24 protein-coding genes are annotated in these 18,917 nt (G+C 46.8%); 22 read left to right on the top strand and 2 right to left on the bottom strand.

The features are described 5' to 3' along the window. Positions 1-3 precede the first annotated feature (3 nt). From AWQ22_RS16715 to AWQ22_RS07835, 16 genes are all read left to right on the top strand, one after another. Positions 4-516 (top strand): hypothetical protein, encoded by a 513-nt coding sequence (locus tag AWQ22_RS16715; RefSeq protein ID WP_157094597.1) that lies wholly within the window; start codon positions 4-6, stop codon positions 514-516. Further along, on the top strand, positions 504-1,091 hold the full coding sequence (locus tag AWQ22_RS07765; RefSeq protein WP_065710709.1) for a glycosyltransferase family 4 protein: 588 nt from the start codon (positions 504-506) through the stop codon (positions 1,089-1,091). The genes AWQ22_RS16715 and AWQ22_RS07765 overlap by 13 nt, the downstream gene beginning before the upstream one ends. A gap of 8 nt (positions 1,092-1,099) precedes the next feature. Further along, complete coding sequence (locus AWQ22_RS07770) at positions 1,100-2,110, top strand: hypothetical protein (protein WP_065710710.1); 1,011 nt, start codon at positions 1,100-1,102, stop codon at positions 2,108-2,110. Positions 2,111-2,165: 55 nt separating this feature from the next. Next, a complete protein-coding gene (locus tag AWQ22_RS07775) occupies positions 2,166-2,576 on the top strand; it encodes a hypothetical protein (RefSeq protein WP_065710711.1) in 411 nt (136 codons plus the stop codon). Further along, positions 2,545-3,213, top strand: a complete 669-nt coding sequence (locus tag AWQ22_RS07780) for a polysaccharide pyruvyl transferase family protein (RefSeq protein WP_157094598.1) — start codon at positions 2,545-2,547, stop codon at positions 3,211-3,213. Before AWQ22_RS07775 ends, AWQ22_RS07780 begins: the two co-directional genes overlap by 32 nt. A gap of 165 nt (positions 3,214-3,378) precedes the next feature. After that, entirely contained in the window at positions 3,379-4,320 is a 942-nt protein-coding gene (locus AWQ22_RS07785; protein WP_065710713.1) for a hypothetical protein, read from the top strand. 13 nt (positions 4,321-4,333) lie between these two features. Next, the gene (locus AWQ22_RS07790; protein WP_065710714.1) at positions 4,334-5,461 is read left to right on the top strand and encodes a glycosyltransferase family 1 protein; all 1,128 of its coding nucleotides are present in this window, start codon (positions 4,334-4,336) and stop codon (positions 5,459-5,461) included. 62 nt (positions 5,462-5,523) lie between these two features. After that, positions 5,524-6,582, top strand: coding sequence for a glycosyltransferase family 4 protein (locus AWQ22_RS07795; protein ID WP_232321318.1), 1,059 nt, complete (start codon positions 5,524-5,526; stop codon positions 6,580-6,582). A gap of 13 nt (positions 6,583-6,595) precedes the next feature. After that, positions 6,596-7,969, top strand: coding sequence for an O-antigen ligase (locus AWQ22_RS07800; RefSeq protein ID WP_084448974.1), 1,374 nt, complete (start codon positions 6,596-6,598; stop codon positions 7,967-7,969). Between the two features lie 7 nt (positions 7,970-7,976). After that, positions 7,977-9,173: a glycosyltransferase gene (locus AWQ22_RS07805; RefSeq protein ID WP_065710717.1), complete on the top strand. Its 1,197-nt coding sequence runs from the start codon at positions 7,977-7,979 to the stop codon at positions 9,171-9,173. Then, the gene (locus AWQ22_RS07810) at positions 9,166-9,957 is read left to right on the top strand and encodes a glycosyltransferase family 2 protein (protein WP_065710718.1); all 792 of its coding nucleotides are present in this window, start codon (positions 9,166-9,168) and stop codon (positions 9,955-9,957) included. The genes AWQ22_RS07805 and AWQ22_RS07810 overlap by 8 nt, the downstream gene beginning before the upstream one ends. A gap of 36 nt (positions 9,958-9,993) precedes the next feature. Then, entirely contained in the window at positions 9,994-10,635 is a 642-nt protein-coding gene (locus AWQ22_RS07815; RefSeq protein ID WP_065710719.1) for a YdcF family protein, read from the top strand. Beyond that, on the top strand, positions 10,629-11,018 hold the full coding sequence (locus tag AWQ22_RS07820) for a hypothetical protein (protein ID WP_065710720.1): 390 nt from the start codon (positions 10,629-10,631) through the stop codon (positions 11,016-11,018). The genes AWQ22_RS07815 and AWQ22_RS07820 overlap by 7 nt, the downstream gene beginning before the upstream one ends. A 33-nt stretch (positions 11,019-11,051) precedes the next feature. Next, the gene (locus tag AWQ22_RS07825) at positions 11,052-11,504 is read left to right on the top strand and encodes a hypothetical protein (protein ID WP_065710721.1); all 453 of its coding nucleotides are present in this window, start codon (positions 11,052-11,054) and stop codon (positions 11,502-11,504) included. Between the two features lie 33 nt (positions 11,505-11,537). Continuing rightward, on the top strand, positions 11,538-11,948 hold the full coding sequence (locus AWQ22_RS07830) for a hypothetical protein (protein WP_065710722.1): 411 nt from the start codon (positions 11,538-11,540) through the stop codon (positions 11,946-11,948). Positions 11,949-12,046: 98 nt separating this feature from the next. Next, positions 12,047-12,625, top strand: a complete 579-nt coding sequence (locus tag AWQ22_RS07835; RefSeq protein ID WP_084449042.1) for a putative colanic acid biosynthesis acetyltransferase — start codon at positions 12,047-12,049, stop codon at positions 12,623-12,625. Here AWQ22_RS07835 and obgE read toward each other — a convergent pair. Further along, a complete protein-coding gene (gene obgE, locus AWQ22_RS07840) occupies positions 12,588-13,652 on the bottom strand; it encodes a GTPase ObgE (RefSeq protein WP_065710723.1) in 1,065 nt (354 codons plus the stop codon). The genes AWQ22_RS07835 and obgE overlap by 38 nt on opposite strands. Positions 13,653-13,805: 153 nt before the next feature. Between obgE and AWQ22_RS07845 the strand changes: the two genes are divergently transcribed. The 6 genes from AWQ22_RS07845 (at position 13,806) to mreD (ending at position 18,092) form a co-directional block, all read left to right on the top strand. Continuing rightward, positions 13,806-14,264: a hypothetical protein gene (locus tag AWQ22_RS07845; RefSeq protein WP_012307136.1), complete on the top strand. Its 459-nt coding sequence runs from the start codon at positions 13,806-13,808 to the stop codon at positions 14,262-14,264. Beyond that, entirely contained in the window at positions 14,254-15,129 is an 876-nt protein-coding gene (locus tag AWQ22_RS07850; RefSeq protein WP_065710724.1) for an ABC transporter permease, read from the top strand. Before AWQ22_RS07845 ends, AWQ22_RS07850 begins: the two co-directional genes overlap by 11 nt. A gap of 51 nt (positions 15,130-15,180) precedes the next feature. Next, a complete protein-coding gene (locus tag AWQ22_RS07855) occupies positions 15,181-15,450 on the top strand; it encodes a TIGR02450 family Trp-rich protein (RefSeq protein ID WP_030008139.1) in 270 nt (89 codons plus the stop codon). A gap of 236 nt (positions 15,451-15,686) precedes the next feature. Continuing rightward, positions 15,687-16,736: a rod shape-determining protein gene (locus tag AWQ22_RS07860; protein ID WP_012307139.1), complete on the top strand. Its 1,050-nt coding sequence runs from the start codon at positions 15,687-15,689 to the stop codon at positions 16,734-16,736. 32 nt (positions 16,737-16,768) lie between these two features. Further along, a complete protein-coding gene (gene mreC, locus AWQ22_RS07865; protein ID WP_062434141.1) occupies positions 16,769-17,569 on the top strand; it encodes a rod shape-determining protein MreC in 801 nt (266 codons plus the stop codon). Then, positions 17,550-18,092: a rod shape-determining protein MreD gene (gene mreD / locus AWQ22_RS07870; RefSeq protein WP_065710725.1), complete on the top strand. Its 543-nt coding sequence runs from the start codon at positions 17,550-17,552 to the stop codon at positions 18,090-18,092. The genes mreC and mreD overlap by 20 nt, the downstream gene beginning before the upstream one ends. Here the strand turns inward: mreD and AWQ22_RS07875 are convergent. After that, on the bottom strand, positions 18,065-18,895 hold the full coding sequence (locus AWQ22_RS07875; protein WP_099237296.1) for an HAD family hydrolase: 831 nt from the start codon (positions 18,893-18,895) through the stop codon (positions 18,065-18,067). The genes mreD and AWQ22_RS07875 overlap by 28 nt on opposite strands. Between the last annotated feature and the right edge of the window lie 22 nt (positions 18,896-18,917).

Genomic DNA, 18,917 nt, shown 5'->3' on the forward strand with positions numbered 1-18,917 from the left:
ATAATGAGAGTATTTATAAACTATATTGCAAATTACGGCTTTACGACAGATACAGATATTTTGTATCCAAAGCATCTACTAAAACTAAAAGAATATTTTGATATTAACTCAGAGGTAAATAAAACTTTTTTTCAACCTTATTTGCTAAAATTTACAAGAAGAATAAAACGGACTCGTTTTAATAAATATCTTCAAAAAATCCCTTCTGATATAGTATTTATACCTACTCTTAGCGTTTCAAAATATGATTTAGTTTATAGTTCTTATATTTATCCAAAATATATAGGCTTTGGAAAGATTCCTCCTAATATTTTGCGCATTAATTGGCAGACAGATCATGTATTAAACTATAGGGGAATAAAAGATATTGTTAATACAAGATCACAAATGGTTTCAAGATGGTCTTTTTTTAATGCAATAGTAACTACTACTAAGTTTTCTGTGCCTTTAATTGAAAATCTCTTTGAAGACAAGGCAAAATTGGTTTATTATTCTCCTTTTTTTTGCCAGACTTAATTGAGATTCCGTCAAATAAATTTGAGAAAAAAATCAATGAAAAAACGATTAAAATTTTATTTGTAGGTCGTGATGGTGTTCGCAAAGGTTTACTGGAATTCGTTTTAGCCTTATCTAAGTTAAATGTAGACACCAACGATATAGAAGTAGTGATAGTATCAGAAACTGATTTTGATCATAGTTTACTATCCAAAATAAAGCATCAAGTTTTTAAATCTTTATCCAATGTAGAAGTGTTAAAGCTAATGGAAGATTGTCAAGTATTTTGTCTTCCGACGAAAGAAGAAGCCTATGGAATTGTTTTTGTAGAGGCAATGAGTAAAGGATGTGCAATTTTGGCGGATCATGATTTACCGAGGCTTGAATTAATCCGAGATAACCAAACAGGGATTTGCGTAAACCCAGCAAGTGTCGAGGATATAAAAGAAGGTTTAAAAAAGCTTATTCTTGATTCAGAGTTTAGAAAGAAATGTATGATTAATGCCAAAAATACTTATCTTGGAGAGTTTGCTCCTGAAGTGGTGGCTAAAAAGCATGAGCTTATATTTAATCAAGTAATTAACTATTCAAAGTAGGAACTTTCATGTCTTGCGAAATAGGAGTTTATTTTTCAGCCAATGATATTGTTTGCGATTGGGCGATCGCATTTTTGAATAGCTACCGTACCTTTAACCCTGATCTACGCCTCATCCTCATTCCTTTTAATGACCAGTGCGATCGCCTGCTGAAACTCCAGAACACCTATAACTTTGAGATTTATACCGACTCTTCCTTTGAACGATTGGAAGCCATTGGTAAAGCCTTTGAGTTGGGACATACGCCCACAGGCCCCTACTGGTTCCGTCGCTATGCTGCCTTTTGGGGTGAGTGCGATCGCTTTATGTATCTCGATGCCCGCCAGGTGGTGTTGGCTGATCTCAAACCAATCATTCAGGCCCTGGATGACTACGATTTTGAGCTGCTCCATTTTGACTGTGCGATTAACCAAGTTTATGAACCGGGGGAACTGTGTCGAGTGTTACTACGGCAGGGAAAAGCCAGAGGATTTAATTCGGGTCGCTGGGCTGCCCGCAAGAAACTGTTTTCTCTCAAAGAATTTGAGCAGTTTGCGACTGATGCTCTTAAGGTGCGTGATCAGCTTAATCCCCGCAACACGGATCAGGCCTTTATCAACTACTGTTGTGATATGAAGCCTGTGCGCTATGGTCATGTTGCCGAAGTCCTAGGCGGCATTTGTCAAAGCAGTTGGGCTAGACAATCTGGTAAGGTTTACCAAAATAATGGAAGATATCATCTCTGGGATTATGGAGGATTAGACCACAAAAAACAGCTTATTTTACTCCATTGGGCAGGATATCAGCAAAATAAACCTAAACCTCACAGTTACCTATATTTCTACTATAAAAATCAAAGAACTAAATTACTTTTAAAATATCTTGATTTTTTTAAATACAAAATATTGTATTTTGAGAGGGTTTTAATCCGCTTAATTCTATCCAATAGGAAAATCAATACAACCTATCACCAAATAAAAAATGATAAAAATAAAACCCGGTCATTTATTTCGATTTTTTTTACAAAAACAACAGATTAGAATCTTAAATTGGCTAAATAGTTTCTGGGAAAATAAATCTATTGATATTTACGTTATGGGTGCTTACCATGGCTTGAATGTTGGAGATATGTCCATGGGTATTTCAGTAAAAAAAATTGCCCATAGATTAGGACTAAAAGTCCAGTTAAAAAAAGTGGTTTCTTGTTCCTCCAAAAAACATAAATTTATCCTAGGTGGAGGAGCTATTTTTTCTCCTAAAAACCTAGAAATCATAATGCTCAATACAGATAATAATCCAAGCAGAATTGCTATTTTAGGAGTAGACTTTCATCCAAATCATAATGATTTGACAATTCAGTATTTGCGTGGGGCAACTTTTTTAGGTTCGAGATCATTCTCTACAGAAAAAGATAAAAAGATAATTTTCTCAAAGTTTCAAAGGCATGACATTGTATGGCATCCAGATCTAACTTTTGCTTTCTATCCTCTATTACCCCCCCCCTAGAAAACAAAAGTTAAATCACGAGAAAACTATTGGCTTAAATGTTTTTCCTTGGTTTTATAAAAGATTGGGATACTCTTGGGACTTCAATCTCTACAGTGATAGGAATCCGTATGATCCTTCAGTAAAATTATCAACACATGACCAAACAAAAATTGCGCAACAGTATGTAGACCTAGTAAGATATATTGCTCAAACATATATTGATCTTGGTTTTTACATTTCTCATATTCCCTTTGCTCTAGAAGATGATTTGTTTGCCAAATCTTGCTTATCAGATCTGCCAATAAAATTTTATAAATTCACAAACAATCCATATCAGGTATTTGATAATCTACAAAGTCTGGAAGGCTTTATTCCCACTCGTCTACATGCACACATTTTTTCGGCTATTGCTAGGATTCCATTTTTCTCAATTAGTTATGGTGCTAAAACCAAAAATATTTTAAGACTCCTCCAAGTTCCAAGGTCTAGCTCCGTTGACTATAATCTATTGCTGGAAATTCATAATTTTAGCCAAGATTTAGAATTGCCAAAACCACCAAATTTTGTTTGCAAAGAAAAGCACCTCTTATCCCTTTCAACAGAATCAAAAGTTGCTATAGAGAAGTGTCTTTTACGTCTAGCCAATGCAGATTAGAACCTTTGGTTTTCCTGGAATTCCAAAAAAATCTGAAATTTTAAGTGCAGGGGAACAATACTTTGAAGACTTTGATGTTAGAATTCATTTAGATCAAATTCTTTTGATTAGGAAATAATTTTTTCTTAGTCATTGTCTTCTAATTGCTAGAGAAATTACGGTAAGATGCATTCACTAAAATATCTGGTATATCCCAAGCTTCCAAGAGCTGGTTTAGGCAATATGCTTTTTGTTTGGGCTAATGCATTAGTGTTTGCCGAAATCAATCAGCTTCCTATTGTGGCCCCAAATTGGGGAATGAATTCTATTCATTTAGGTTCATATTTAAGAAATGAAAAGTACAAGAGATTTTATGGTAGTTACTTTTCTAATCAAGAATATGTATCTCGATCGATTCTGTTGTTACAGCGTATGAAAGGTGCAAAAATCTATTTCAACCCTGATATATTATCAAGGTTTTCATCTCAACCCAATACCAAGAAAAGCCATATCTTTGTATTTGATAAAATTTTGCGCTACCAAAACTGTTTTGCCGACATAAAAAGCCATCAAGAGTTAATAAAGGAAAAATTAATTTCTAACATCAAGGAAGAGTTACTCAAAGAAATTTTTACCAGAGAAATACCACGAATTGGCATTCATGTTAGATTGTCCGACTTTCAAAAACAAAAGATTGATATCAATAATTTAGAGCCCATACCTGGACTCACTCGAACACCAGTTCATTGGTTTGCTGATGTTTTAAACATTATCCGAGATATTGCTGGTTATTCAATACCTGCTATCATTTTTTCAGATGGCTCTCAGCAAGAATTACAACCCCTCTTGAAACTAGATAGGGTTTTACTTGCACCAAAAGCATCAGCTATAGAAGACCTAATAATTTTGTCAAAAAGCCAGTTGCTAATTGCCTCTTCAGGTAGTACTTTCAGTTCGTGGGCTTCATTCCTCGGTCAATGTCCTACAATTTGGTATCCTGCTAGAAATCTGCCTGCTAATACAATACTTGAAGAGTCTAAACTGGCTATATTTGAAGGAGCTTATAATCCTAAAGTTATGGAGGTTCCAGAATTATTAGCATGCAACGTATCAACTATTTTTAATTAATTAAGTTTCTTTTGTGCAAATTTCTTCTTATATTCATCCAGTCCGGACTTATCTTCCCTGTACGGGAGTGGGGCGACATATTAATGCAGTAGTTCAAGAATTGAGTTGCCAAAAGACGATTTCCCTTAATCTCCTCGTTTCTAAACAATTGCTAGGAGCCGATCAAAAACTCGATCACCGATGCCCCTTACGGGACTTACCCACCCAGACCTTCCCCACACCCGAAAACCCTACTGAACGCAGTTGGAAACTCCTCGGCTTGCCTAAACTGGATCGCCATATTCCTGATGGTACTGATTGGGTTTATGCCCCGATGGAAACCTATCTCCCTGTTTCCAAATGTCCCGTTGCCATTACCCTCCACGACATCCAAGCCTTTGAGTCACAGTTGCCCTGGTCCCAGAGCTGGCAGCATCGCTGGTTTCGCTACAAGTGGGGGCGGTGGGTAAGGCGATCGCTGAACGATAGTCGAGTTGTCTTCACCGTGTCAGAATTTTCAAAACAGCGTATGGTGGCATTGTTAGGTGCAGACCCCAGAAAAATTGTGGTGATTGGCAATGGAATCGATCAACCTTTTTTCGATATTGCTACTACCCCACCTGACACCCTTCCTTCCCCAGTGGAAGCTCCCTACGTCTTTATGATTGGCGGACTGCGCAAAAAGAAAGGCGGTGATTCTTTCCTCGAAGTTGCCAAGCACCTGCGCCAGCGAAAAAGCGATATTCACATCGTCATCGCAGGCAGATCCGACCCCGACTACATCGAAGCCGCGAAAGATCATCCCAACATAACCTTGCTTGGCGTTGTCTCCGACGAAGACCTACCCCTCTTACTTCGCCGCTCCCTAGGACTGTTATTTCTCTCTCTCTACGAAGGCTTTGGCATTCCTGCCTTGGAAGCAATGGCTGCTGGAGTACCCGCTGTAGTTGCTAATCGTGCCTCTCTCCCCGAAGTTGTTGGTGATGCAGGGATCATCGTTGACCCGGATAAGCCTGATAACATTGTGGATATTTTAATAACACTGGAAAACAATACTCGCTTCCGACAAGACTATATCCAACGCGGGCAGCAGCACGCTGCTGCCCACACCTGGTCTGCCTGTGCTGACCGAGTTATTGAGGCATTTCAAACCTTTGCATAACAATAATTAATTTGATTGTGAGTTTAAACATTGTTTTTTGTTGGTCAGACATTTCTGGCTATATGGCTGCCTGTTGGCGAGAACTGCAAAAAATTCCTGAAGTTGACTCCTTTGTCCTCGCATTTCAAGCCAAAACCCAAACTGCCTTTAACGACCAACTCGTGGAGGGCATTCCCCATCGACTGCTCGACCTAGAAGAACGCCAGCAAACAAGCTTAATTCAGCAAATTGTCAGCGAACAAAAGCCAGACGTGATTTTTATCGGTGGGTGGTTCCATCCCCCCTATCGTCAATTGGCCTTTACCCCAGACCTGAAATCCAGTCAATTTATTATGGGTATGGATACCCCTTGGTGGGGCACCTGGAAACAACGGTGTGCTCCCTGGGTACTGCGTCCCTACCTGAATCGCTTTTCCCATGTGGTTGTTACCGGAGAACGCAGTTGGCAGTATGCCCGCCGGTTAGGCATTGCCCCAGACCACATTAGTACCGGCCTCTATGGCATTGACTACCAAACCCTCTCTCCTCTCCTTAATGTCCGTTGCCAATCTTCCTGGCCCCGGTCGTTTCTGTTTGTGGGGCGCTACAGTGAAGAAAAAGGTCTCCAAGAGCTGGTGGCCGCCTATCAACAATATCGCCAACAGGTAACAAATCCATGGCAGTTGGTCTGTTGTGGCAAGGGTGAATTAGAACATCTCTTAACAAATCAAGCTGGCATCATCAACCGAGGCTTTGTTCAACCCGATGCCATGACAAAAATGTGGAGTCAGGCAGGTGCCTTTGTCCTCCCCAGTCGCTTTGACCCCTGGCCCCTAGCCCTAGTGGAGGCCGCCGCCGCTGGTTTGCCAATTGTTTGTACTGATGTTTGTGGTTCTGCCGTTGAAGTAGTCCGCTCCTGGTATAACGGTCTAGTGGTTACACAAGAGAATGTTGAGGCTCTGGTGACTGCCTTGCTGAGTATTCATAAAGCCTATGATAAACTCTCGGCCTGGGGCAGGCGATCGCAGCAACTTGCCGCCCCCTATGCTGCCGATGTTTGGGCAACGCGATGGGTTGCATTGTTGAATGAGTTAGTGCCCGCCCATCAGTCAAATTCCCCGTCACTCATAAGCAATAAATAGTAAGGACTCCTTTATGGGCTCAGCATTTCTTAGCCAATTTATTAATCTTCTCAGCAGCCCCCTGGGCATGGTGTGTGCAGTTATTGGCGTTATTTTGGCTTATCAAGCCCGGCGATCGCCTCGTATGGCCTGGTTGCTAGTTGCTCTTTGCTGTTTTGCTGCATCTCTCAGTGAGTTCCGAGACCAATACGTTCTCGATCCCCCAGATCTCGTCTTTCCTCTGGAGCAACTCCGCGCCGCCGGTCGGCCCCTGAGTCTTCTTCTGGTTGGTTTGTTGCTTTGGCTTGGCGTTGAAACTCCCAATAAACAGAGCTGGCGACAACGTTTTATGCCTTCAGCTGTATGGTGTTTGATGGCGATCCAAGGACTGATTTTCTTCAAAACTTTTGCCTCTGGTAGTCTTTCCTTCGCCTTACTAGCATTCATGACCTTTGCGAGTACTGTGTTGATGGTCTGGCTCGGCCCATCCCGTTGGCTCCAGGACGATGGACAATTCTATTTGGCGATTTGGGCGATCGCTAGTGTGGGAGTTTTATTCGTGATTGCCAATGGCTATCAGGCATTCTTTGACCTCTATCCCATCACTTTCGTCCATGGGGCCTTACTCGGTACCACTGGCAACCCCCAACATGCGGCAACTCTCTTGGCAACCACAGTGCCTTGCTTGCTCTTCTTGATGCAGGCTCAAAGACAACAGCGACAGCAAATCTTTTGGGTGATCGCTCTGGTACTGGTTCTCATTGCCCTATTTCTAACTGCCTCGCGTACGGGAGCACTCATGGGATGTTTGGCTGTTCTACTCTTTTTTCGCCGGGGCAAGAACCAATTTATTCGCGTTGCATTTTTCATTGGTTTATTTGTGGCAGTGCTTGTTCCGATCTTAAGCACATTGGATACAAATAGTGTGGCTAACCAGTTGCTTGATACTGAGCTGGAAAATTCCCGACTCCGCGTCTGGCGAGCCATGTGGAATGCTTTTAGCTCCCATCCATTTTTTGGCGCTCCCCTCCAAAGCGATCGCCTTGGCTATGGCGAAAACTCGTGGTTAGCCATTGCTGCTAACCTAGGCATCGTTGGGCTGATTCCTCTCTTTTTTTTCGGGGTCAGTTGTATTCGTCTGATTCTCAAACTAGATCAGATTGCAACCCGTAGCCCTATGTATTCGCTCCATAGCAATACTATTATTGCCGGATTAGCTGCCCTGCTAGTAGGTAGTATCTTCGAAGCATTTCTACTTGGTACGATCACTTTCCCATCACTGGCATTGTTGCTATATCTATCGCTCGGGCAATATCTTATCGAGTTACATCAAGCTATGAATTCCAGGCTTCCATCCGGAGAAGCGCCAGGTTCCTATTATCCTGAACAGCTTTACCCCAATATCTAAAAGTGAAATGCGTATTCTTCACGTTATTGCCTCTATCTCAAAAGTTAAAGGCGGTACTAGTCAAGCAGTTTTAGAAATGGTCAGAGCCTTACAAAGCTCTGGTGTTACGGCTGAAATTGCCACCATCAATGACTCTGGCCGCAATTTGCTTGATGTACCGTTAGCCCAAAAGGTACTGTACTGCCAAGTCCCCATTTACTTTTTTCCACGGTTTTCTCCTCCACTGCGAGCAATACGAGAGTTTGCAATTTCACCACCCTTTATCACCTGGCTGTCGCAAAATCTACATCGCTACGATCTTGTCCATGTCCATGCCCTCTTTTCTTTGCCTTGTACTTTAACAATGGCTCTAGCCCAATTCAGGGATATTCCTTATGTTGTTTCTCTGCATGGATTACTGTGCCAGTGGTCGCTACAACAAAGTGCTCTAAAAAAGCAAATATATCTCCATTTAATCGAACGTTGGAATTTGAATGGTAGTTCAGGATTGCATCTCAATTCCTACCTTGAGCAGAGTGAAATATCTAAGTTGGGATTAGCTGCACCTTCATTTATCCTGCCTCATGGTCTACAGATTTCCTCAAAATATCCTGATGCTCACCAAAAGTTACGCTATTGGCTAAATCTACCTAGTGACGAACCCATTATCCTATTTCTTTCGCGTCTCCATCCAAAAAAAGGCATAGAAATACTAATTCAGGCTCTAGCGCAACTGGTAGATCAACGATTTACCTTCCTTATCGCAGGCAGTGGTGATCCCAATTATGAAAATGAAATTTATACTTGCCTTCAACAATCAGGAATAGGCGATCGCACCCGGATGTTGGGCTTCATCGAAGGAGAAAAGAAAGATCTCCTTTTGCAAGGTGCCGATCTGTTTGCTCTCACGTCTTACTCCGAAAACTTTGGTATCGCCGTCCTGGAAGCTCTCGCCGCAGGACTTCCCTGTGTTGTCACGCCTGGAGTGGCTCTTTCGGAAGTTATTAAACAGCAGGATCTAGGAATGGTTCCAGAGATGAATGAAGCGGCGATCGCCAATGCAATCCGCACCTGTTTGCTTCAACCTGAAGTCACGAAAGAAAAAGGCGATCGCGCGCGACAGTTTATTGTTGAAAACTACACCTGGGACAAAATCGCCGCGAATTTAGTCGAAATATACGACGCCATCATCCAGAATCAACCCTTGCCCCATCGCCATGCTTGAGTCAATCACACCACTGATCCTGACCTATAACGAAGCCCCAAATATCGAGCGTACCCTGCAACAACTCCAGTGGGCAAGCCGCATTGTGGTCATTGATAGCTTCAGCACAGATGCTACCCTTGAGATTCTTAAGCGCTATCCCCAAGTAGAAATATTCCAGCGAAAATTCGATACCCACGCCAAGCAATGGAACTTTGGCCTTGAACAGATTCAATCCGAATGGGGACTTTCCCTCGATGCTGATTATGCCCTCACTGATGCCCTCATTGATAAACTCAAAATCTTGTCTCCCTCTCCAGAGATCGATGGTTATTTTATTCCCTTTAAATATTGCGTTTTTGGAAAACCACTGCGCGGCACCATTCTTCCTCCTCGTCAGGCTCTCTTCCGTAAAGGGCGATCACATTACATTGACGATGGACATACCCAGCTTTTAGTGGTTCAAGGGCAGTCTGAGTCCTTATCAAACCCTATTCTTCATGATGATCGTAAATCCCTTAGTCGCTGGCTCTGGGCACAGGATCGCTATATGGTGCTCGAAGTTAAAAAGCTTCAGAAAACTCCCCTATCAGAATTAGGTTGGGGCGATCGCCTCCGCAAACAAAAGATCCTTGCGCCTATCATCATCTTTTTCTATTGCCTCATCCTTAAGGGCGGCATTTTTGACGGTTGGCACGGCTGGTACTATGCCTTTCAGCGCGTCTTTGCTGAAACCCTCCTTAGCCTACGCCTTATCGAAGCTGACCTTTCTACAACGACTCGACCCCCACAAAAACTAAACTAGAGAAGCACGCTGACCATCTTTATTAGCCGAAATTCGATGCTGCGTTGCGCAAAAAACTACCGCAAACCGTGGGTAATCTTTACTACCACGAGCCTCATTTTTCTTATTGGGTTTATTCCCGTCCGCTTAATTTTCGCACAGATTCAAGCTCCTACACCTCAAGCCATCCTAGCCCTTGGAGGTGGTTTAGGTCGGGAAGAATTTGCCGCAAGCTTTGCCCAGCAGCACCCAACCCTCGACATTTGGGTGTCCTCCGGTGTGCCTACCCTCCAGGCCAAAGCCATTTTCCAACAAGCCGCCATTCCTGAGAACCGTCTTCATATCGATCGCCGCGCCGTGGATACTGTCACCAATTTCACTTCCCTCGTTAAAGACTTTGGCGATCGCCACATGCAGCACGTTTACCTAATCACCTCTGATTTTCACATGCGCCGCGCCCAGGCGATCGCCTTCTTTGTTTTCGGCAGTCGCGGCATTATCACCACCCCCATCCCCATTCCCTCCAACCAACCTAACGAAACCCTCTGGCATGTCTCCCATGATATCGGGCGAGCAATCCTCTGGATCATCACCGGCCGTACCGGAGCCAGCCTACATCCCCAGTTGGGAGCAGCATTTCCTTCAAGCAGCCTGTACATATTTCACCAAGTCAGAAAGGTTAAAATGGGATCATGGTAAGCTTTTTAGCCCTGTTACCCCGTGCCCTCACCACCTTTCTCTATGCCGTTGCCGCCCTCCTGAGGTTTTATGCCGACACCGACACCACCCCAATCCAACTCTTCCCCCTCACCATTCTCCAGTGGAGTTTCCTGGCGTTCGCGTTGGGCACAGCGGCTCTCCTGGCTAATCTCGGCCTTGAGTGGCACGCTGGAAATCAAAGCCGATACCGAGAGATTGAAAAACGAGACCGAGCAGCTCAAGAAAGAGAACGAGCGGCTCGCCGTGCTCGAATCCAAAATCGAGGCTTTATTCTCCAAACACGGTATCAACTTACCCCTGGCCGAGAAACCGGAGCAGCCCTAACCGATTTTCTCAGTTTTCTTCAGGAATATGGGGAGTAAAGAAGGCGATCGCCTTTTGGCTAAACTAAAACCATGGTTAGTTTTCTCGCTCTACTGCCCCGTGCCCTCACCACCTTTCTCTATGCTGTTGCCGCCCTCCTGAGGTTCTATGCCGACACCGACACCACCCCAATCCAACTCTTCCCCCTCACCATCCTCCAGTGGAGTTTCCTGGCGTTCGCGTTGGGGACAGCGGCTCTCCTGGCTAATCTCGGCCTTGAGTGGCACGCTGGAAATCGAAGCCGATACCGAGAGGCTGAAGAAAGAGAACGCGAAACTCGACGCGATGCTCTTGCGGACGAAGAACGACGTAAAGCAGATCGAGAAAGAGACCAAGCAGCTCAAGAAAGAGAACGAGCGGCTCGCCGTGCTCGAATCCAAAATCGAGGCTTTATTCTCCAAACACGGTATCAACTTACCCCTGGCCGAGAAACCGGAGCAGCCCTAGCAGACTTTCTCAGTTTTCTTCAGGAATATGGGGAGTAAAGAAGGCGATCGCCTTTTGGCTAAACTAAAACCATGGTTAGTTTTCTCGCTCTACTGCCCCGTGCCCTCACCACCTTTCTCTATGCCGTTGCTGCCCTCCTGAGGTTCTATGCCGACACCGATACAATCCCAATCCAACTCTTCCCCCTCACCATCCTCCAGTGGAGTTTCCTGGCGTTCACGTTGGGGACAACGGCTCTCCTGGCTAATCTCGGCCTTGAGTGGCACGCTGGAAATCGAGCAAAGAACGAGAGAACACGAGCAGAGGACGAAGCAAATCGAGAACGAGATCGAGCAAATCAAGAAAGAGAACGAGCGGCTCGCCGTGCTCGAATCCAAAATCGAGGCTTTATTCTCCAAACACGGTATCAACTTACCCCTGGCCGAGAAACCGGAGCAGCCCTAGCAGACTTTCTCAGTTTTCTTCAAGAATATGGGGAGTAAAAAAGGCGATCGCCTTTTTTGTCTTCGGCCATTAAGACATTATCACCATCCCTGCCTTTGAATTTTCGCTCAATTTGCTCAATTTAAAGATTGCTGTTGTGAGTTTTATCCATCTCGACCGCTATACCACCGGAGACTACACTCCCGGCGCTTCCTTTCTAAGGCAACTCTTGTGGTTTTTTATCGGTGATCCTGTGGTGCGAACTCGGTTGATCCCCCCATCCTCTTTTAAAGTTTGGGTATTGAGACGCTTTGGCGCCACCATCGGTCAAGGGGCGAGGCTTAAACCCGGCGTGCGCATTAAATTTCCCTGGCGACTGACCATCGGCGATCATTGCTGGATTGGCGAAAACACTTGGTTTGATAACTTGGCACCAATTACCCTTGCTGACCATGTTTGTATTTCCCAGGATGTCTATCTCTGCACCGGTAACCACGACTGGAGCGACCCCACCTTTAAACTAATCACCCGTGCCATCCACATTGAACGGGGCAGTTGGCTGGGGGCCCGCAGTAGCATTGCCCCCGGTGTCACCATCGGCGAAGGGGCGGTGCTTTGTTTAGGGAGTGTTGCCTTGCGATCGCTCGACCCGATGACGATCTATGGTGGCAATCCGGCGATCGCCTTAAAACCCCGCATCATTCATCTGCAATGCGAAGACTGTCAAGATCCATGACTGAGGTTTCGGGTGCTTCATTTCGGCTGATCTCTTTGAGGTGGTCTAAGACGTCCCAAATCTCTTGTAGCAACTGTTCTAGACCGGTTCTGGATACCGCTGAAACGGTCAGAATTTTGGCGTCGGTCAGCTGCCGTAATTCCTCCGTGATGAAATCTGCAAATTCGCGATCGCCTGCATCGAGTTTATTGAGGGCAATGATCTGGGGGAGTTCTGGCAAACCGCGACCATAAGCTTCTAGTTCTCCTTGGATCGTTTTGTAATTTTTAATTGGATCTTCTGCATTGAGATCCACTAAATGCACCAAAACCTTCGTGCGCTCAATGTGACGTAAAAATTCATGGCCCAAGCCCACCCCCTGGTGTGCCCCCTCAATTAAGCCTGGAATATCCGCAAATACCGTGCCGTCCCCTGTGGGCCGTTTCACCACCCCTAAATTAGGGATTAAAGTTGTAAACGGATAAGCGCCGATTTTGGGCCGAGCCGCCGACAACGCAGAGATTAGGGTCGATTTCCCGGCATTGGGGAGGCCGATAATGCCCACTTCTGCCAGTAATTTCAGCTCTAGGCGCAGTTGCTTGATTTCCCCTTCTAAGCCGGGGAGAGCATATTCTGGGGCGCGGTTTTTATTACTGAGAAAATGCTTGTTTCCCAGGCCTCCCTTACCGCCTTTGGCGACGCAGAAGGTTTGTCCGTGGAAAACTAAATCACCAATTTCTTCGTCGGTTTCCCGGTCGTAAATCACCGTGCCGCAGGGCACATCCACAATCAGATCCTCCCCAGATGCCCCGGTGCAATTGTTGGGGCCACCCCGTTCGCCGTCCGGTGCTTTGAAGGTGCGGGCATAACGAAAATCGAGGAGGGTTTGCAGGTTTTCTTCTGCCCGAAAGATCACTGAACCTCCCCAGCCGCCATTGCCCCCCGCCGGGCCACCAGCAGGCACGTATTTTTCACGACGAAAGGCAACGATTCCATCTCCCCCTTTTCCGGCGATAACTTCAATTTCAGCGTGGTCAATAAATTGCATGGGAAATAGAATCTGGTGATTTTGGGCAATCAATTATTATACTCTGCTTTTCCGCCATCGGATGCGCCAGATGGGAACTGTAATCTAGCGGAAGTCTTGGGAAAAAAATAGAATTGTTATGCTAGAGGAAATTTTCGACATTGAGGGAAATCCATGGAACGACGCAGCATCATCGTAAGCTTTCTCGCGGGATGTTTATGGCTTTGTTTGGGGTTATTTCCCTTCAGCCAGGCCTTGGCCCTCACGCCGATTCAGTTGTCTGACTTGAGCTATGAGCGCTGTCCCGCAGAGATGCAGGGAATTGTGACCAGCGGCTCCAATGAAGATGCAAACTGTTTCATGATTAAAGGCAAAGCGAAAAACACATCGGGTAAATATATTGTTGATGCGGATGTGTTTGGGCGAATTTATGATGCCAATGGTTCGCCGACCTTTGAGAATCGTGGTCGTGTGGGCACCATTTTAGAAGTACCACCGGGCATTAGTGAGTTTCAGATCCCGGTATCGGTCGCCGCCAATCAGCCGGAACCCCTCCAACTGAAAAAATTTAAGGCGTCTGGGTTCACGTCCCGGGTGCGTCCTTTCTATTACGATAACGAGGATGTGGAATAAGACGCGCAGTTGGCAACGGTTTTGCCGCAATCGTTTGGCGGTACTTGGGGGGATTGTCCTGGGGGCGATCGCCTTGTTGGTTTTTGGCCTACCGCTGATTTACCAGACCCCCATTGATGGTATTGACTTTGCCAGAAGTGCCCTTGCACCAAGCTGGGAACACCCCTTTGGCACCGATGACCTCGGACAGGATCAATTGGCGCGGGTGTTGTTTGGGGGCAAAGTTTCTCTGACGGTCGGGCTGGCTGCGATGGCCGTAGCGATTAGTTTAGGGACTGTGATTGGGGCGATCGCCGGCTTTTATGGTGGCTGGCTCGATCAATTGTTGATGCGTTTGACGGATCTATTTCTATCCCTCCCCCAACTGCCGGTGTTACTCCTGGTGGTCTATCTGTTTCGGGAATCCCTCCGGGCGATCGCCGGGGCAGAATGGGGCACTTTTCTCCTGGTAGTGTTGGTGATCGGCAGTCTGAATTGGATGGCGATCGCCCGGTTAGTCCGCGCCCAATGCTTAACCCTCAAAAACCGAGAATTTGTGACCGCGGCCCAGGCCATGGGGGCCAATCCCCTCCGCACCCTCAGGACACATCTTTTGCCGAATCTGGTCAGTCTCATTGCCGTCGCCGCTACCCTATCCGTGAGTAACGCGATCATCACCGAATCAACCCTCAGCTTTCTTGGTTTGGGTTTTCCACCGGATATTCCGACTTGGGGACGGATGCTGTATGATGCCCAAAATTTCGTGACCACAGCTCCCCACATGGCGCTATTTCCAGGCTTAGCGATTTTTTTGACGGTGCTCAGTTTAAATTACCTTGGCGATGGCCTCCGAGACGCCTTTGATCCGAAAAGCGCGTCCCACTAAGCTAGAATAAACGACCCCGATTTTAGGGTGTGATCGAGCATCAATTCAGCCATGGCGAAGAAACAAAAACAACGCTTTCCCCATCTCCTTGGGTCTAAATGGACCGCCACCCAAAAGACTTTCGGTTGGCGACATTTCCAGGTGATGAACCGCCGCAATGAAGGGAAATGGGTGTTTGCCGAATTAGTATCCTCCTGTGACCCTGACACCCGATTTTGGATCAATGCCAAACAACTCAAAGATCAACGACTATGGGAAGCGGGCTGGAAAACCCTCGAAGAGATGAATCAGCCCCCCGAAGTCCCCTTCTGGCAAGATTAGTCATGGCGAATAAAATGCCCTGTAAAATTGGCGACAAATAGGCGATCGCCTTGATCTCTTGATCCCCACGGGAGCTATCCATAGACGCTAGACGCCGGTGAACAAACATAATAAAATCCAAAAGTTATAATTTTTCGCTAAAGATCCGCCGACACAATACATCGATGTAAATCATGTAAATGTGTTCAAGGTTCAAAACCAGCTCAACACACAGCAGATAAGGGGTCAGCGTACAAGTGGGTTTATTTAGTCGCTTTTCATTTTCACGGGACATGGGTATCGATCTCGGTACCGCCAACACCCTTGTATACGTCTCTGGTAAAGGGATTGTCCTCCAGGAACCGTCTGTTGTGGCCATCAACAAAAATAACCAAGAAGTCCTGGCGGTTGGCCTAGAAGCAAAGCGAATGTTAGGGCGCACCCCTGACAATGTGATTGCCATTCGCCCCCTTCGGGATGGGGTGATTGCAGACTTTGACACCGCTGAGGCAATGCTGAAGCATTTCATTAAACGCGTTCACGATAACCGCAATCCCCTGATTCGGCCCCGGATGGTGATCGGGATTCCCAGTGGGGTTACAGGGGTAGAACGGCGGGCCGTCGAAGAAGCAGCCAAAGAAGCCGGGGCCAGCGATGTTTATCTCATCGATGAACCCGTTGCCGCTGCCATTGGCGCAGGGCTACCCGTTTCTGAACCCACCGGTAACATGATTATTGATATTGGTGGCGGCACCACAGAAGTGGCCGTTTTAAGTTTACAGGGCACTGTTCTGAGCGAATCGGTACGGGTTGCGGGGGATGAACTCAGCGACTCGATTATGCTCTACATGAAAAAAGTCCACAATTTGGTCATTGGGGAACGCACCGCCGAGGATATCAAAATTCAACTGGGATCTGCCTATCCCACCGACGAAGAAGAGCCGATCATGGAAGTGCGTGGCTTACATTTACTTTCCGGATTACCCCGCACCGTCACCATCAAGGCCCCTGAAATCCGTGAAAGTATGTCTGAACCGCTTTCGATCATCGTTGAAGCCGTGAAGCGCACCCTAGAACGAATTCCACCGGAATTGGCTGCTGATATTATTGACCGGGGAATTATGCTGGCCGGGGGGGGCGCCCTGCTCAAGGGACTCGATACCCTGATTAGCCACGAAACAGGCATCGTTACCCACGTGGCGGCCAATGCTGAAAGCTGTGTTGCTTTGGGTACAGGTCGTGTTTTGGAAAACTTTAAAGATAAGGATATGGAGCGGGTCTTTAAGAGCCATACTCGCTACGAATAGCCTAGGATGGATTACATCGTTTTCTTGAGTGAATGTTAATGTTCCGCCGTTGGTGGCAACGCTATGGGATGACCTTAATTTTTATTGGGGTTGGCCTTTCGGCTGCTTTATTTTTGCGCCAGACCCAGGGGGGCGCAATTCAGGAATTTTATGGGCTTTTCTTCCGGCGTCAGGGCAATCTCACCGCCGCTGAAACGGAAATTTTGCTCCAGAATAGTAAGCTGCGGGAACTGCAAAATCGAGTCGAGGAACTCGAAGCCCAGAACCAACAGCTACAAGATTTATTGGATTATCGACAAACGCTCCAGACAGAGGCGATCGCCGCTCCGGTCATTGGTCGAAGTGCCGATGCTTGGTGGCAGCAAATTATTATCGGCCAGGGGAGCCAAGCCGGGATCAAGGTCGGAGACACTGTGACCGGCATCGGTGGACTTGTGGGCAGGGTGGTACAAGTTACCCCCCACAGTAGTCGCGTTGCTTTGGTGAGTGACCTCAACCAACAAGTGGGTGTGATGTTGTCCCGGAGTCGTTTCCAGGGCTATCTCCGGGGCCAAAATGATCCCCAACAGGCCCAGATGGTCTTCTATGAGAAAGTTCCAGACGTCAAGGTGGGCGATATGGTCACCACCTCAAACCTGAGCACCCTGTACGCCCCAGGTCTCCCCATTGGTCGCATTGCCGCAATTGATTTTAATGCGGGGCCAGCCCCCATCGCGACGGTGGAGTTGACGGTACCGCTGGGGTCGTTGGAATGGGTATTGGTGGCACCTTTTGAGCAGAAGCCCTTAAATTTTGAGCTGCAACCGGAGCAAGATGTTTCGCAAACTCCCTAGAGGGGCACTGCCCTGGATGAATGGTTTGGTGAGCATTGGCTCGCTGCTGCTGTGTAGCCAGCTTTTGTTACTCCGCATTCCTGGGATGACAATCCTCGGTTTCAGTCCCCAGTGGCTTTTGATGTGGGTGATTGCTTGGAGTGTGAAGCGGGAGATGATTTACGCACTCCTGGGGGCGATCGCCGCTGCTTGGATCCATGACAGCTTAATGGTGAGTGCTTTGCCCTCCCACCTTCCAGGCTTTGTGCTGGTCGCCTATTTTGTTTCCCGCTGGCGACAACAACGCTATCTCCAGGAAGACTCTATTATTCTGGCGCTACTGGTCTTCGTGATGACCCTAGCCGCAGAAGTGATTATGGCATTTCAATATCTGCTGTGGGGGTTGGGTTCCCCAGGGATGCTCTGGGGTGAACTGCAACGGATCGGTCTCGCAACGGCAATTTTAAGTAGCCTCTGGGCACCGCTCCTTTGTACGCCTCTGGTGCGTTGGTGGGATTACGTGAGAATGCTCGATAGGCAGTAGTGATGGCCCTGGGGCTTGGGAGAGTGACCATAGCGCTCCGCCAGAAAATGGGCCACAGAGAGAAGATCATTGCAATAATGATCGGGCTGATAGGTTTTGAGGTAGGCCGTATCGCGAATGCCACAGGTCACGGCGATCGCCGGAATGTTCATATTTTTTGCGGCGATAATATCTGCTTCGGTATCGCCCACCATGAGCCATTGATCGCTTAGTTCTCCTTGTTCGGCGATCGCCTCCTTAAGGAGGGCAGTTTTCACATCCACATTATTCACATAGGCCGTGTGGCGATCGTCGCTACCGTAAATCCCACTAAATAGACGTTTTAGGCCATATTGATCGAGCATTTTCCGCACCTGCTGTTCTTCCCGGAGCGTCACCAGTACCAATTTCACCCCGTAGGAATGGAGTAAGGCCAAAGACCAGTTCACGCCCCCCTGCATTTTGTCGAGGTGGAGTAGGGCTTCATCGTTGACGATGGTGCGGACATGGTCGAGGAAAAAGGCAATTTGCTCTTCCTGGAGTCCGGACTGCATTGCAATTTCGATATCACTGACCCGTTGGCGCTTCATTTGCCAAAATTGGTCCTTGCCGAGGTATTTGAGGGGAATGGCGATGCCCTGTTGGGCGTAAATCTGTTGCGTATGCTGGAGAGCGGCTTGGTACGTACCATAGTATCGCTCCGAAACATCGACCAATGGCCCATCGAAGTCACAAAATAGCGTCAAACGGAGACGTCTTGCGGTGGGAGAGTTCATAGTTTGAAAACGGGCAGCGGTTCTCTGGAACAAGCCTGGGATACTCATGGTGCTTTTCGGTCAATGCTCT

Source organism: Picosynechococcus sp. PCC 7117, assembly GCF_001693275.1.
In the GTDB taxonomy this organism is placed as follows: Bacteria; Cyanobacteriota; Cyanobacteriia; order Cyanobacteriales; family MRBY01; genus MRBY01.

Bases quoted from the DNA above. Each gene is read 5' to 3' on its own strand.
- AWQ22_RS07785 (WP_065710713.1), top strand. From the start codon at position 3,379: ATGCATTCACTAAAATATCTGGTATATCCCAAGCTTCCAAGAGCTGGT.
- AWQ22_RS07810 (WP_065710718.1), top strand. From the start codon at position 9,166: ATGCTTGAGTCAATCACACCACTGATCCTGACCTATAACGAAGCCCCA.
- AWQ22_RS07875 (WP_099237296.1), bottom strand. From the start codon at position 18,895: ATGAGTATCCCAGGCTTGTTCCAGAGAACCGCTGCCCGTTTTCAAACT.
- AWQ22_RS07800 (WP_084448974.1), top strand. From the start codon at position 6,596: ATGGGCTCAGCATTTCTTAGCCAATTTATTAATCTTCTCAGCAGCCCC.
- AWQ22_RS07795 (WP_232321318.1), top strand. From the start codon at position 5,524: ATGGCTGCCTGTTGGCGAGAACTGCAAAAAATTCCTGAAGTTGACTCC.
- AWQ22_RS07805 (WP_065710717.1), top strand. From the start codon at position 7,977: ATGCGTATTCTTCACGTTATTGCCTCTATCTCAAAAGTTAAAGGCGGT.
- mreC (WP_062434141.1), top strand. From the start codon at position 16,769: ATGTTAATGTTCCGCCGTTGGTGGCAACGCTATGGGATGACCTTAATT.
- AWQ22_RS07820 (WP_065710720.1), top strand. From the start codon at position 10,629: ATGGTAAGCTTTTTAGCCCTGTTACCCCGTGCCCTCACCACCTTTCTC.
- AWQ22_RS07775 (WP_065710711.1), top strand. From the start codon at position 2,166: ATGGGTGCTTACCATGGCTTGAATGTTGGAGATATGTCCATGGGTATT.
- AWQ22_RS07845 (WP_012307136.1), top strand. From the start codon at position 13,806: ATGGAACGACGCAGCATCATCGTAAGCTTTCTCGCGGGATGTTTATGG.
- AWQ22_RS07850 (WP_065710724.1), top strand. From the start codon at position 14,254: ATGTGGAATAAGACGCGCAGTTGGCAACGGTTTTGCCGCAATCGTTTG.
- AWQ22_RS07825 (WP_065710721.1), top strand. From the start codon at position 11,052: ATGGTTAGTTTTCTCGCTCTACTGCCCCGTGCCCTCACCACCTTTCTC.
- AWQ22_RS07855 (WP_030008139.1), top strand. From the start codon at position 15,181: ATGGCGAAGAAACAAAAACAACGCTTTCCCCATCTCCTTGGGTCTAAA.
- AWQ22_RS16715 (WP_157094597.1), top strand. From the start codon at position 4: ATGAGAGTATTTATAAACTATATTGCAAATTACGGCTTTACGACAGAT.
- obgE (WP_065710723.1), bottom strand. From the start codon at position 13,652: ATGCAATTTATTGACCACGCTGAAATTGAAGTTATCGCCGGAAAAGGG.
- AWQ22_RS07770 (WP_065710710.1), top strand. From the start codon at position 1,100: ATGTCTTGCGAAATAGGAGTTTATTTTTCAGCCAATGATATTGTTTGC.
- AWQ22_RS07815 (WP_065710719.1), top strand. From the start codon at position 9,994: ATGCTGCGTTGCGCAAAAAACTACCGCAAACCGTGGGTAATCTTTACT.
- AWQ22_RS07830 (WP_065710722.1), top strand. From the start codon at position 11,538: ATGGTTAGTTTTCTCGCTCTACTGCCCCGTGCCCTCACCACCTTTCTC.
- mreD (WP_065710725.1), top strand. From the start codon at position 17,550: ATGTTTCGCAAACTCCCTAGAGGGGCACTGCCCTGGATGAATGGTTTG.